The 13,250-nt window shown below is 66.1% G+C and carries 12 protein-coding genes; 8 read left to right on the top strand and 4 right to left on the bottom strand.

Annotation, left to right across the window (positions count from 1 at the left end; all coding sequences use genetic code 11):
• Positions 1-9 precede the first annotated feature (9 nt).
• Positions 10-1,164, bottom strand: a complete 1,155-nt coding sequence (locus BKA25_RS22540) for an Mrp/NBP35 family ATP-binding protein (RefSeq protein ID WP_069846843.1) — start codon at positions 1,162-1,164, stop codon at positions 10-12.
• Positions 1,165-1,364: 200 nt separating this feature from the next.
• On the opposite strand from BKA25_RS22540, the gene BKA25_RS22535 reads away from it, so the two are divergent.
• The 7 genes from BKA25_RS22535 (at position 1,365) to BKA25_RS22505 (ending at position 8,325) form a co-directional block, all read left to right on the top strand.
• Positions 1,365-1,853 (top strand): MarR family winged helix-turn-helix transcriptional regulator, encoded by a 489-nt coding sequence (locus BKA25_RS22535; protein ID WP_375791865.1) that lies wholly within the window; start codon positions 1,365-1,367, stop codon positions 1,851-1,853.
• A 232-nt stretch (positions 1,854-2,085) separates the two neighbouring features.
• Positions 2,086-3,042 (top strand): HpcH/HpaI aldolase/citrate lyase family protein, encoded by a 957-nt coding sequence (locus tag BKA25_RS22530; RefSeq protein ID WP_084642544.1) that lies wholly within the window; start codon positions 2,086-2,088, stop codon positions 3,040-3,042.
• A gap of 185 nt (positions 3,043-3,227) precedes the next feature.
• On the top strand, positions 3,228-3,788 hold the full coding sequence (locus tag BKA25_RS22525; RefSeq protein WP_221312399.1) for a YflT domain-containing protein: 561 nt from the start codon (positions 3,228-3,230) through the stop codon (positions 3,786-3,788).
• 271 nt (positions 3,789-4,059) lie between these two features.
• Positions 4,060-5,343, top strand: coding sequence for an ABC transporter substrate-binding protein (locus BKA25_RS22520; RefSeq protein ID WP_084642545.1), 1,284 nt, complete (start codon positions 4,060-4,062; stop codon positions 5,341-5,343).
• Positions 5,340-6,293 (top strand): carbohydrate ABC transporter permease, encoded by a 954-nt coding sequence (locus BKA25_RS22515; RefSeq protein ID WP_069846849.1) that lies wholly within the window; start codon positions 5,340-5,342, stop codon positions 6,291-6,293. The genes BKA25_RS22520 and BKA25_RS22515 overlap by 4 nt, the downstream gene beginning before the upstream one ends.
• Positions 6,293-7,138 carry a carbohydrate ABC transporter permease gene (locus tag BKA25_RS22510; protein WP_069846850.1) on the top strand — a complete coding sequence of 282 codons (846 nt, stop codon included), beginning with the start codon at positions 6,293-6,295 and terminating at the stop codon, positions 7,136-7,138. The genes BKA25_RS22515 and BKA25_RS22510 overlap by 1 nt, the downstream gene beginning before the upstream one ends.
• An 8-nt stretch (positions 7,139-7,146) precedes the next feature.
• Entirely contained in the window at positions 7,147-8,325 is a 1,179-nt protein-coding gene (locus tag BKA25_RS22505; RefSeq protein WP_069846852.1) for an ABC transporter ATP-binding protein, read from the top strand.
• Between the two features lie 118 nt (positions 8,326-8,443).
• On the opposite strand, the gene BKA25_RS22500 is transcribed toward BKA25_RS22505, so the two are convergent.
• The 3 genes from BKA25_RS22500 to BKA25_RS22490 form a co-directional block, all read right to left on the bottom strand.
• Positions 8,444-9,544: a hypothetical protein gene (locus BKA25_RS22500; RefSeq protein ID WP_157420951.1), complete on the bottom strand. Its 1,101-nt coding sequence runs from the start codon at positions 9,542-9,544 to the stop codon at positions 8,444-8,446.
• 5 nt (positions 9,545-9,549) lie between these two features.
• Entirely contained in the window at positions 9,550-10,068 is a 519-nt protein-coding gene (locus BKA25_RS22495) for a SigE family RNA polymerase sigma factor (RefSeq protein WP_069846856.1), read from the bottom strand.
• 345 nt (positions 10,069-10,413) lie between these two features.
• Positions 10,414-11,496, bottom strand: a complete 1,083-nt coding sequence (locus tag BKA25_RS22490; protein ID WP_069846857.1) for a magnesium and cobalt transport protein CorA — start codon at positions 11,494-11,496, stop codon at positions 10,414-10,416.
• A gap of 338 nt (positions 11,497-11,834) precedes the next feature.
• Here BKA25_RS22490 and BKA25_RS22485 point away from each other — a divergent pair, with 338 nt between their 5' ends.
• The gene (locus BKA25_RS22485; RefSeq protein ID WP_069846859.1) at positions 11,835-12,983 is read left to right on the top strand and encodes a DUF2332 domain-containing protein; all 1,149 of its coding nucleotides are present in this window, start codon (positions 11,835-11,837) and stop codon (positions 12,981-12,983) included.
• Positions 12,984-13,250: the final 267 nt, after the last annotated feature.

Genomic DNA, 13,250 nt, shown 5'->3' with positions numbered 1-13,250 from the left:
CGGAGTGGTTCAGCGTTTGACCGGCGTGACCGACAGCATCTGGCCCGCCAGGCCCCTGGCGCGCACGGTGAGCCGCTTGGCGATGTCGGAGAGCACGACCGAGGCCGGGGCCGTCGGCTCCGCGATCACCAGTGGGGTGCCTGCATCGCCCTGCTCACGCAGCCGCTGGTCCAGCGGAACCTGACCGAGCAACGGCACCTCGGCGCCCACCGAGCGGCTCAGCGAATCGGCGACGATCTTGCCGCCACCGGAGCCGAAGACGTCCAACCGCGTTCCGTCGGGCATGTCCATCCACGACATGTTCTCCACCACGCCCGCCACCCGCTGCCGGGTCTGCAGTGCGATCGCGCCCGCCCGCTCGGCGACCTCGGCGGCGGCCTGCTGCGGGGTGGTGACCACGAGCAGTTCCGCGTTGGGCACCAGCTGGGCGACCGAGATGGCGACGTCGCCGGTACCGGGCGGGAGGTCGAGCAGCAGGACGTCCAGGTCGCCCCAGAAGACATCCGAGAGGAACTGCTGGAGCGCCCGATGCAGCATCGGTCCCCGCCACACCACGGGTGCGTTGCCGGGGGTGAACATGCCGATGGAGATGAGCTTCACGCCATGGGACTGCGGCGGCATGATCATCGACTCGACCTTGGTGGGCTTGCCGCCCGCGCCGAGCATCCGGGGGATCGAGTGGCCGTAGATGTCGGCATCGACCACGCCCACCGAGAGCCCGCGTTCGGCCATCGCCACGGCGAGGTTCACGGTCACACTGGACTTGCCGACGCCACCCTTACCGGAGGCCACGCAGTAGACACGGGTCAGCGACCCCGGCTCGGCGAAGGGGATGCGGGGTTCGCCCGCATCGCCACGCAGGCTGCGCCGCAGCTCGGTGCGCTGCTCGTCGTTCATGACGTCGAGTTCCACGAGCACCTCGCGGACGCCCGGTAGGGCGCTCACGGCTGTGGTGACGTCCTTGGTGATTCGATCCCGCATGGGACATCCCGCGACGGTCAGGTAGATCGCCACGGTGACGACGCCGTCGTCGGCGATGGCGACGTCCTTCACCATCCCCAACTCGGTGATGGGCCGGTGGATCTCCGGATCGTTGACCCGGGCCAGTGCCTCCTGTACCGATGCCGCCGAGGGTGTTGTGTCTGCGGGCTGAACTGTGGTCACGCTTGAGCACCGACCTTCCGGTACGGGATTGACTCTGCGCCCCATGCTACGGGCTGGTCGGAAGCGGTCTCGCCACCCTCGTGCCGGTCGGTGCCCATACCGGCCGCATCCTGCGCGAGGCAGTGTCGGTCGAGTCGGACGACGATCTTTCTGTCCAATTTCGTGCACTCGGGCGGACGCGGTGAGTAACATCGACTTCTGTGGCGGATACCGATCTTGCCCGATTACCAACCGACGGAGAGATGACGGCTTGGCGCTCGTTCCTGCGGGCTCACGCCAGAGTCACCCGTTCGTTGGAAGCGGATTTGATAGCGGAACAACGACTGTCGCTGGCCGCATACGACGTACTACTCCAATTGGCGGAGTCCGTCGATTACCGGCTTCGGATGACGGAGTTGGCAGATGCTGTATTGCTTTCGCGATCCGGCGTCACCAGGCTCGTTGACCGGCTGGAACGTGCTGGACTGGTTCGTCGGAGTCGCGTCGATACGGATGGAAGGGGAGTAATGGCGGTACTCACGCCGCATGGTCTGGAAAGGCTGCGGGAGGCGACCGAAACTCATCTGACCGGAGTCGTCCGGTATTTCAGCTCCCAGTTGGCCGAGTATCAGTTAGACGTCCTCGGGGAAACCTGTGCGAAATTAGCGGACGGAAAAATTCCAACACCAAGTGGCGGCGTCGACACCTGAATGGCCGCTGCCGTTGGTAGCGCTGGGTAACCACTGGTGCCTTCGGCTTTGGATCCTGCCCACCGCGGTGTCTCCTGCCCTGCCGCCCACCGGGTGCTGTCCTGCCCGGGGTTCTCGGATGGGGACCTTCGATGCGCTCGACCGAGCCCGCGCCGCGCCCGCCGCGCCGTGGTCCTGGAGCGCCTCATAGCATCGCCGGGGACGGATCCTGCCTGATCGAGCGGAGTTCACCGTGGTCCAGCGTCTGCGTCCCCGCCGTTCCTGCCTGGCGGTCCCGGGGTCCAGCCAGAAGATGATCGACAAGGCCAGGGGCCTGCCCGTCGACGAGTTCTTCCTGGATCTGGAGGATGCCTGCGCCCCGCCAGCCAAACCGCAGGCGCGCCGCAACGCCGTGGCCGCGCTCAACGAGGGCGGCTGGGACGGCCGAACTAGAGTCGTGCGGATCAACGACCTCGGGACCGAATGGGCCTACCGGGACGTCATCGAGGTCGTCGAAGGCGCCGGTGCCCAACTGGACTGCCTGTTGCTGCCCAAGGCCGAATCCGCCGAGCAGGTCAGATGGCTGGATGTCCTGCTGACCCAGATCGAGCAGGCCAACGGACTCGAGGTGGGGCGCATCGGCATCGAAGCGCAGATCGAGAGCGCGCGAGGGCTCGTCGCCGCCGACGAACTGGCCTGCTCGTCTCCCCGGCTGGAGGCGTTGGTCTTCGGCCCGGCCGACTTCATGGCGTCCATCAACATGCGCAGCCTCGTGGTGGGCGAGCAGCCGCCGGGCTACGACCGGGGGGACGCCTACCACTATGTATTGATGCGGCTGCTGGTGGCGGCCAGATCGGCGGGCATCCAGGCGATCGACGGTCCCTACCTGCAGATCCGCGACGTCGACGGACTTCGCCGGGTCGCATCGAGTTCCGCGGCGCTGGGCTTCGACGGGAAATGGGTGCTGCACCCCGGCCAGATCGACGCCGTCAACGAGGTGTTCGCACCGAGCCAGGCCGACTACTCCCACGCCGAGAACATCCTCGACGCCTACGAATGGCACACGTCCGTCGAGGGCGGCGCTCGCGGTGCCGTGATGCTCGGTTCGGAGATGATCGACGAGGCTTCCAGGAAGATGGCCCTGGTGATCGCAGCCAAGGGCCGGGCGGCCGGTCTGTCCAGAACGGACGTCTGGCGTCCCGAGTCCTGATCGTCGGGACTCCACCCCCGAGGGATTCGACTCGTCGGACAACCCGGTCGGGTCATCACCGATGATCTGGAAGAGGGACGACGCGCCATGGAGTGGTCGAGCAGGTAGACAGGATGGATCATGGCTGTGTCTGATTCGTCTTTTTGCCAGGGGCGGAACCCTCAGGCGTGCCGATCGTTGGCAGGATGCAGGTTCTTCATTCGCGGAGGGGAGTAACGGTGACAAGTCCGTTCGGCGGTACCGGTGGCGGAGCCCCGGGAGCGCCAAGATTGCCAACGCCTCCCACCGGGTGGCCCATCGGGTCCTATGCCACCTACGAGGAGGCGCAGCGGGCGGTGGATCACCTCGCCGATGGCGACTTCCCCGTCCAGGAGGTCACCATCGTCGGTGTCGACCTGATGCTGGTGGAGCGGGTGACCGGCAAGCTGTCCTGGGGCAAGGTCATCGGCGGCGGGGCTGCCTCGGGTGCCTGGTTCGGTCTCTTCGTCGGTGTTCTGCTGAGCCTGTTCAGCAGCCCGGAGGGTTTCGTGATCGGCCCGATCCTGGTCGGTCTTGCCACCGGTGTGCTGTTCGGCATCCTCTTCGCCGCAGCCACCTACGCCTCGTCCAGGGGCAGGCGTGACTTCGTCTCGGCCAGCCAGCTGGTCGCCGGTCGGTATGACGTGTTGTGCCAACCGAGGCATGCCGAGAAGGGCCGCGACATCCTCGCCCGCCTCGCGATGGGGCCACGACACACCTCTTCCTGACTCGCCGCTCCCTTTCCCACCGCGCCGGTTTGGTAACAGGCTGGCGGCAGCCCCGGGCAAACCACGTATGAGTGGTTGCCACCGGTGATCGTCCGGCCTAGGTTCTACCCATCGTTCCCGAGGTGTGGGTTCTTTCACACCTCGTTCCCGGCTCACCCCAACGGGTGAACTTCGGGATGGGCACAGTGAGGTGCCGGCCGTGCGTGGTGGTCCGGGTCGTCGACGACCGCCCGGGCCGACCTGGCGTCGGTGCGGCGGGAAGGAAACTGGGATGAGCGGTCCCGAAGCTCGGCCGCGACCACGAAAGGCCCCCGGACGGGGAGCGGCGGTATGCGCCGCAGCTCTGCTCGTCGCACCACTGGCAGGATGCGCCACCGGTGCCGACGACGGAACCACCATCAACCTGTACTACGCGCCGGAGCAGAACTTCCAGCAAGTCGTCGACAACTGCAATGCGGCTGCCGACGGGCGCTATCGCATCGTCTACCACCAACTGCCCCGGGGCGCCGATGATCAGCGCACCCAGATGGCCCGACGGTTGGCTGCCCAGGACACCAGCATGGACATCCTGGGCTTGGACATCACCTGGACCCAGGAGTTCGCGGGCGCGCGTTGGATTCTGGAGTGGACGGGGGAGAACCTCGCCGAGGTCGAGGACGGCACTCTGGAGGGGCCGTTGGACTCCGCGAGGTTTGAGGACGGCGTGTATGCCGCGCCGAAGAACACCAATGTCCAACTCCTCTGGTATCGCACCGATCTGGTCGACTCGCCGCCGGAGACCTGGGACGAGCTGATCGAGATGTCGACCGAGCTGCGGGACGCGGGCGAGACCTACCAGGTCAACGCCACCGGGGCGCAGTACGAGGGCTTGGTCGCGATGTACAACAGCATCGTCGCCTCGGCAGGCGGCGAGATCCTCTCCGAGGACGGCCAGCGCGCCGTGTTCGACGACGGGGCCGTCCGGGGCCTGGAGATCCTGCGGGACTTCGCCACCTCGGGCGTCACCGACCCCTCCTTCACCAATGCGATGGAGGACGAGGCACGGCTGGCCTTCCAGTCGGGTAACGGTGCCTTCCAGCTCAACTGGCCCTTCGTCTACCCCGCGATGCAGGCCGATGCGCCCGAACTGGCGGAGAACGTCGGCTGGGCCCGCTATCCGGGTGTCGAACCGGGGGTGCCGTCGCGGGTCTCGATCGGCGGCTACAACCTGGGGATCAGCCGGTACAGCGAGCACCCGGACGAGGCCTTCGAGGCGGCGCTCTGCCTGCGTAATGCCGAGAACCAGAAGTTCTCCGCGATCAACGACGGCGTGCCGCCCACCATCGAGAGCGTGTACTCCGAGTCGGAGATGGCCGAGGCGTATCCGATGCGCGACGTCATCCTCGAAGAACTACAGGACGCCGCGAACCGGCCGCTGACCCCGGCGTATCAGAGCGTCTCCACGGTGTTGGCGGCCACGTTGTCGCCGCCGGGGCAGATCGATCCGGAGGCCACGGCCGAGGCACTGCGACTGTCCGTTCAGGACGCACTGGAGTCGAAGGGGGTCCTGCCGTGAGCGAGGAGACCACCACAACATCGACGGCCGCCGAGGCGACGACCCCGAAGCGTCGGGGTCGGGCACCGCTGTCCGAGGGGCGCCGGGCCGAGCGCAGGTTAGGCTGGCTGCTCTGCGCGCCCGCCGCGTTGATCATGGTGTTGGTGACGGCTTGGCCGATCATCTACTCGGTCTGGCTGTCGCTGCAGCGATTCGACCTCAAGTTCCCGGACGAACGCCAGTTCATCTGGTTCGAGAACTACGTCACGGTGCTGACCAACGGGTACTGGTGGAGCGCCTTCGGAGTGACCGCGCTGATCACCCTGGTCTCGGTGGCGATCGAGCTGGTGCTGGGCATGGCCTTGGCCCTGGTCATGCATCGGACCATCGTCGGTCGCGGGTTGGTTCGCACCTCCGCGTTGGTTCCCTACGGCGTCGTGACCGTCGTGGCCGCCTTCTCCTGGCGGTACGCCTGGACCCCGGAGACCGGCTATCTGGCCAACCTCTTCGGTGAGGGCGCTCCGCTGACCGAGCAGGCCAGCGCGCTGGGCATCATCATCCTGGCCGAGGTGTGGAAGACCACGCCGTTCATGGCGTTGTTGCTGATGGCGGGCTTGGCGCTGGTGCCGAACGACCTCATCAAGGCGGCCGCGATCGATGGCGCCGGCGGTTGGCAGCGGTTCACCAAGGTGATCATCCCGGTGATGAAGCCCGCCATCCTGGTGGCGCTGTTGTTCCGCACCCTCGATGCCTTCCGGGTCTTCGACAACATCTACGTGCTGACCTCGGGAGCGCAGGACACCTCGTCGGTCTCGATGCTCGCGCAGACCAACCTGATCAAGGGGTTGAACCTCGGTATCGGCTCGACGATGTCGGTGTTGATCTTCATTGCGGTGGCGATCATCGCGTTCATCTTCATCAAGTTGTTCGGTACCTCGGCGCCGGGCAGCGATAACGAGGGGAGGCGCTGATGGCCGCCTTCGGTGCGACCGGGACCACCAAGCGCAAGGTCGGCTGGGGTCTCATCAACGCGGTCGTCGTGGTGTACGCGCTGGTGCCGATGCTGTGGATCGTGTCGCTGTCCTTCAAGACCCCCGGCACGATCAACGACGGGAACTTCATCCCCGCCGAATGGACGCTGGAGAACTACCAGTCCATCTTCAGCACCGACCAGTTCACCCGGGCGCTGTTCAACTCGATCGGCATCGCGCTCATCGCGACGCTGATCGCCGTGGTGTTCGGCACCATGGCCGCCTATGCGATCGCCCGCCTGCAGTTCCCCGGCAAGCGGCTGTTGGTGGGGGTGTCGCTGCTCATCGCGATGTTCCCGCAGATCTCGCTGGTCTCGCCGCTGTTCGAGATCGAACGCGCGCTCGGCCTGTTCGACACCTGGTTGGGACTGGTCCTGCCCTACATCACCTTCTCGTTGCCGCTGGCGATCTACACGCTGTCGGCCTTCTTCCGAGAGATCCCCTGGGAGCTGGAGAAGGCGGCGAAGATGGACGGTGCCACGCCCGCGCAGGCCTTCCGTCGGGTCATCGCCCCGCTGGCCGCTCCCGGTGTCTTCACCACCGCGATCCTGGTGTTCATCTTCTGCTGGAACGACTTCCTGTTCGCCCTGACGCTCACCTCGACGGAGGCGTCCAGGACCGTGCCGGTGGCGCTGTCGTTCTTCACCGGTGACTCGCAGTTCGAGGATCCGACCGGATCGATCTCCGCGGCGGCCGTGGTGATCACGATCCCGATCATTCTGTTCGTGTTGTTCTTCCAACGCCGCATCGTCGCCGGGCTGACCTCCGGCGCCGTGAAGGGATGAGGTGACCAGTGGCTGAGATAGTCCTGGACAAGGTGACCAAGCAATATCCTGACGGCGCTGTCGCGGTGCAGGACGTGGACATCGAGATCGCCGACGGCGAGTTCGTCATCCTGGTCGGCCCGTCGGGCTGCGGGAAGTCCACCACGCTGAACATGATCGCGGGCCTGGAGGACATCACCTCGGGTGAGCTGCGGATCGGCGGGGAACGGGTCAACGACCGGGCGCCCAAGGACCGGGACATCGCGATGGTGTTCCAGTCCTACGCGCTCTACCCGCACATGACGGTGCGGGAGAACATGGCCTTCCCGCTTCGGCTGGCCAAGGTCGACGACGCCACGGTCGACGCCAAGGTGGCCGAGGCAGCCAAGACGCTGGATCTCACCCAACATCTGGAGCGCAAGCCCGCGAACCTGTCCGGTGGGCAGCGGCAGCGGGTGGCGATGGGTCGGGCGATCGTCCGTAATCCCAAGGCCTTCCTGATGGACGAGCCGCTGTCCAACCTGGACGCCAAGCTGCGGGTGCAGATGCGGACCTCGGTGTCCAAACTGCAGAAGAAGCTGGGCACCACGATGGTCTACGTCACCCACGATCAGACCGAGGCGATGACCCTCGGCGATCGGGTGGTGGTGATGCGCGGCGGTGCGGTGCAGCAGATCGGCTCGCCGCAGTTCCTCTACGACCATCCGGCGAACCTGTTCGTCGCGGGATTCATCGGCTCGCCCGCGATGAACTTCCTGACGGGTGAGATCGCCGACGACACCCTGCGCACGCCGTTGGGTTCGGTGCGCATCACCGACCGGATCCGTCGGCTGCTGGAGCAGTCGAAGGCGCCACGCGAGGTGATCCTCGGGGTCCGACCGGAGCATTTCGAGGATGCCTCGCACGTGGATGAATCGCTGCGCGGCCAGGGCGGCCTGTTCACCGCCGAGGTCGACGTGGTCGAGTCGATGGGCTCGGACAAGTACGTCTACCTGGCGGTCGAGGAGCGGGCGAGTTCCGCGGAGCTGGACGAGTTGGCCGCCGACGCGGGCACCTCGGACGTCCCCTCCTCGGACGGGCACCTGGTGACCCGACTCGCCGCGACCTCGGCGGCCAGGGAGGGCGCCAACCACGAGGTCTGGTTCGACGCCGACAAGATCCAGCTGTTCGACCCGGCCGACGGGCGGAATCTGACCCGGGAGGCCTGAGCAGTAACTCGGCCCCGGCTGAGACGGTGATGGGGCGTCGCTCACGTATGAACGACGCCCCATTTTCCCCGTTATCCGGCCGAGGCCACCCTCAAAAGCTCGGCCCCGGCCCCGTGGCTCATTCGCCGAACCAGCCACCCTCGGGCTCGGGCTGCAGGATCAGTCCCTCGGCGAAGCGGATCATGTTCTCCTCGGAGCCGAGTTCGGGGTCCGCCTCGGTGTATCCGTCGCCGCCGTCGAGCCGGGCGTATAGCCAACGGCCATCTGGTAGCTCCACCTTCAACCGAGCGTTCATATAGGCCTCGCCCCCATCAAAGCCGGCCCAGAACGTCCCCTCGTGCCCGCCGACCTGGACCGGCACGCCCTCGCCGTACTCGATGTCCTGCGATGGGGCGGGCAGGAACTCGCCGGTCAGCCATACTTCGTCGGCTGGATCGTCCGCAGGCCGGCGGACCGAGATACGCGCGCCCCAGTCCGCGCTGCTCTCAAACACCAGAGTGCTCGCGAGTTCCATCGTCGGGGGAACCCACTGCGCTTCGACTGCGGGCTGCAGGAGCGTTTCGCCGTCCGGCCGGACCGACTCGGCAACGCGATAGGCGATTTCCTCGATGTCGGCTCCGGGGATCTCGGCGACCGCTACGTGCAAGACCGTCTCGTCGTCGGGCATCCACATCAACCGGAAGTCATACGTACTCATTTCCCCGTATGACGGATGTCCGTTGATGGGGCGCTCATCGGTGAGAATGTCCGCCACATCCCAGGCGGGTGCGGTCGGTTCGTGCACCGTCAACCTGATCCGGTTCTGTCGCATCCAGCTCGGATCCTGATCCCCGAGTTCTTCCACGGGTGCCCAATACCTGTATTGCGGGTTCGGGCGGTTGAACTCGGCCGACCGGGCGATCTCGGTAAAGCCATCGGGAATCCAATCCGCCGTGTACCGCATCGTGATTCCCGACGGTTCCGGTTCCTCGACGGAACTGGTCTCCGTCGGAACCACCGCAGGCTGCGGCGTGGAATCGCCCGGCAGCGTACGCAGCAGGGTCGGAACCGCCATCGCCCCCAGCACGGCGACCACGGCGAGTCCGGTCAGGGCATTTCGCTGGCGCCGTCGCGCCTGAAGCTTCGGTAGCCGCGTGACCATGTCGCCGGGTGGTGGTGCCGCCTCCGCCTGCCGTGCCAGTGCGGACTGGATCAGTTCCTCGGTCTGTGAGGTGTCCATGTCGCTCACCACTCCTTACCCAGCGAGCCGGCTGAAACGATGTCCTTCGAACGGGTTTCGCCGCGCAATGTCGAGAGCGCACGAGAGATATTGCTGCGCGCCGTTCCCTCCGAGCAGCGCATGATCGAGGCGATCTCCGCATGGGGTAGTCCCTCGTAGTACCGAAGGACCAGTGCCGCTCGTTGTCTCGGCGGCAGCGAGGCGATCCGAGTCAACATCGCATCGCGCTCGTCATAGGCCGAGATCGGGTCCTGGCCCGCTCCGGCGAGTCCGCCGAGCGTTTCCGGCGGGACACTCACATCTCTCGTGGTGCGTCTGCGGCGCCAGGAGAGGTATTCGTTGGTCACCATCCGACGCACGTAATGCAGTGGCGAGTCCAGGTTCTCGATCCGCCGCCATCGTCCTTGGGCGCGGAGTAAGACCTCCTGAACGATGTCCTGCGCTAGATGTGGATCGCAGGACAGCACCGTTGCGTAACGCAGCAGATCACCGAGTCGGGTGGTGACGAAGTCGTCGAACGTCACATGCCTGCCTTCCTGTTCCGGTCGCTCCTCACACGCAGCAGGGCGCCGGAATGTTGAACGGAAAGCCGGAGAGAATCTTGGCGATCGGGTGCGTTCGTGCTCTTAGCGGTAACGACGGCCGACCACCCGCAGCGTTGCCCCTGATCAGCCGGGGCGTGTGACGGCGGTGGTTGGGGTGCGGCTAGTCGACTAATTCCAGCTGGGGACACCGTCGACGGCGATTAACACCGTGACGACGGCGATCCACAGCAGGATGCCCGTCAGAGCCCAGAATCGTAGGTTTCCGATGAGACGGATCACCGTGTCACCGTCCTTTCTCGTGTGATCTCGGATCGCGCGCGGCGGCTAGAGCCAGCCGTTGCGGCGGAAGGTGCGATAGAGGGTGAGACAGCTGCCCAGGATGACCAGCAGCACAACGGGATAGCTGTACTGGTAGTGCAGTTCCGGGATGTAGTCGAAGTTCATCCCGTAAATGCCCGCGACCATGGTGGGCACCGAGATGATCGCCGCCCACGAGGTGATCTTGCGCATGTCGCTGCTCTGCCGAAGCGTGATCTTGGCCAGCGCGGCGTCCACCAGGGTCGTCAACAGTTCGTCGAACCCGGCGACCTGCTCGGAGACCTTCGTCAGGTGGTCCTCGACGTCGCGGAAATACGACCGGACCTTCTCCGGCACCACGGCGCTGTAGCCGTCGGCCAGCCTGCGCAACGGGGTGCCCAACGGTTTGACCGCTCTGCGCAGTTCGAGGACCTCACGCTTGAGCAGATAGATCTGTTCGGCGTCCACCGTGGTCTTCGGAGCGAAGACCCGCGCCTCCATCTCGTCGATCGCGGTCTCCAACACCGCGCCCACGGCGAGATAGCTGTCGACGACCTGATCGGCGATGGCGTGCAGCACGACCGCGGGCCCCAACGCGAGGTGCTCCGGATCGGCTTCGAGCTGTCGTCGGACACCGGCCAGGCCGGAGTGGTTGCCGTGCCGAACCGTGAGGACGAAATCACGGCCGAGGAAGACCATCATCTCGCCGCTCTCCACGACCTCACCGGTCTGCCGCGGGTCCGCTTCTGCGAGGTAGCGGATGGTCTTGAGCACCATGAACAGGGTGTCGCCATAGCGTTCGAGCTTGGGGCGCTGGTGCGCGTGCACCGCGTCCTCGACCGCCAACTCGTGCAGATCGAAGGTCTCGGCGATGCCCTTGATGTCGTTCTCGGTCGGCTCGTGCAGCCCGATCCAGACGAAGCCGGTGCCGCGCCTGCGGACCTCGGCGAGGGCCTCGCCGTGCGTCCGATGCCCTGGCAGCCTGCCGCCGTCCACGTAGACCGCGCAGTCGACGACGGAGTTGACCTCGCTGCGTTCCGCCTGCGCAGGCCTCGATGCAGGTGAGCGTGTTGAACGATTGCGGAGAATCCGCGAAGGGAGAACTGCCATGACGACCTCCTGAGGCAGCAGGGGAGGAGCCTGTCAACTGCTCGTGATCGAGCGGTGTAACTCAGGCGCCCCTGCCGACTCCGGCGAGATCAGCCGTGCTGACCGGCCCGCGAGGACAGGGACGTGGGCGTACTGCATGGCAACGGACTATCAGCGCTACTCAACGATTCCCCACCTCCTCTGCTCAGTCCGTCCGAAAGACGGAAGATCTGCGTCAGTCGCGTGCCCAGCTTACGCGGCTGCCGGGCAGACTGGGACCACCCGGTAGGCGAGGCCCATCCGCTGGTGGGGGTCGACCGGAGTCACCGCCCGTCGTTCGGGCCCGGCAGAGGAGACGTATGCACGGCACGGAACTGGAACTCGTCCGAAACCGACTCCGGGACTTCGCCGAGTCGGACCAGACCGCAGCCTCGCCGCTCTATCGACATCTGGCGGCGCACTCCGCCACCGACCCCGAGGTCTCCAGCCTGTTGGCCCAGGCCCCGCCCAACACCGCGACGCCCGCCCTGCTGCTCGCGGTGGCCCACCGGCTACTGCAGGCCGAGCCCTGGCTGACGCTCTCCAATTACTATCCGACGCTCGGCGGGACCTTCGGGGTGGACCGGCAGACCTGGGGACTGTTCCGCGACTTCCTCCTGGAGCGCTCGGCCTCGGCGGTCCGATTGCTCACGACCCGCTCGGTCTGCGACGAGGAGGTCGGGCGGGCCGCGCTGTTCTATCCGGCGTTGACCATGATCGCCAAACAGGCCCGTAGCCCGCTGGGCCTGCTCGCCGCGGGCTCCAGCGTCGGACTGCTGCTGAATCCGCATCGGTACGGCTATCGCTATCAGGGCGCAGGCGTCGGCGAGATCGCCGCCGGACCGAAGAAGACGTCCCTGGTACTCAGCACGGCGCTGCGGGCGGCCGAGGGCGTTGCGCTGCCACCGCTGTCGGCGAAGCTGGCGATCGGAAGTCGGGTCGCACTCGACCGAGTGACTGTGGACCTGACCGACTCCGACGACGTCGCCTGGTTGGAAGCCTGCGTCTGGGCCGATCAACCCGATCGATTGCGGCGTTTGGAACTCGCTGTGTCCATTCAGCGCAAAGAGCCACCTGAACTAGTGATCGGCGACCCGATCGAAGGATTGGCCGCCGCAGCGGCTCATATCCCCGACGAGACGCCGCTGGTGGTCATCCAGGGCCGGAGCCTAGCGGGGGAGGGCGAGGAGAGACTGGCCGCCTACGCGCGTCAGCTCAGCTCGTTGGCCGCAGATCGTCCGCTGTGGTGGGTCGGTGTCGAGCCGGGCATCGAGACGTTCAGGTCGATCGTGCCCGCAGCGGCCTTCGATGCTCCCGGTGCGGCCGACCCAGCGGATGGGGACCACCTGCTCGGCATGGTGCGGTGGCGAGAGCGGAGTACGGCCGGAGTGAAGCCGCTGGTGCCCGAAGCCACCATCCTCGCGCGGACGGATGCACACGGTCGGCGGATGGATTGGGGGGTTCTATAGCGGAAAGTGACCAAATCCGGAGTTCGTTCAACCACAAACTTGATTGAGTTAATCTGATCGGACCATGGTCGACACCAGGTTGTCTCCGAGGGTGAAGAAGGACCGGTCCGGTCGCTGGACGTAGTGTGGCGAAGATCGCATTACCGGATTCTCGGCGTGGGCAACAGGGGCTCTGCCTGGTCATTTGCGCAAGTAATCGGACATTGTGGACGAATCGCGCATCATCCGCCGTCGGCGTGGCGCGGCGGCCTCGTTCGGCGCCTCGGC

This window comes from Actinoalloteichus hymeniacidonis, from assembly GCF_014203365.1.
Taxonomy (GTDB): Bacteria; Actinomycetota; Actinomycetes; order Mycobacteriales; family Pseudonocardiaceae; genus Actinoalloteichus_A; species Actinoalloteichus_A hymeniacidonis.
This window is presented reverse-complemented; position numbering and strand designations above follow the sequence as displayed.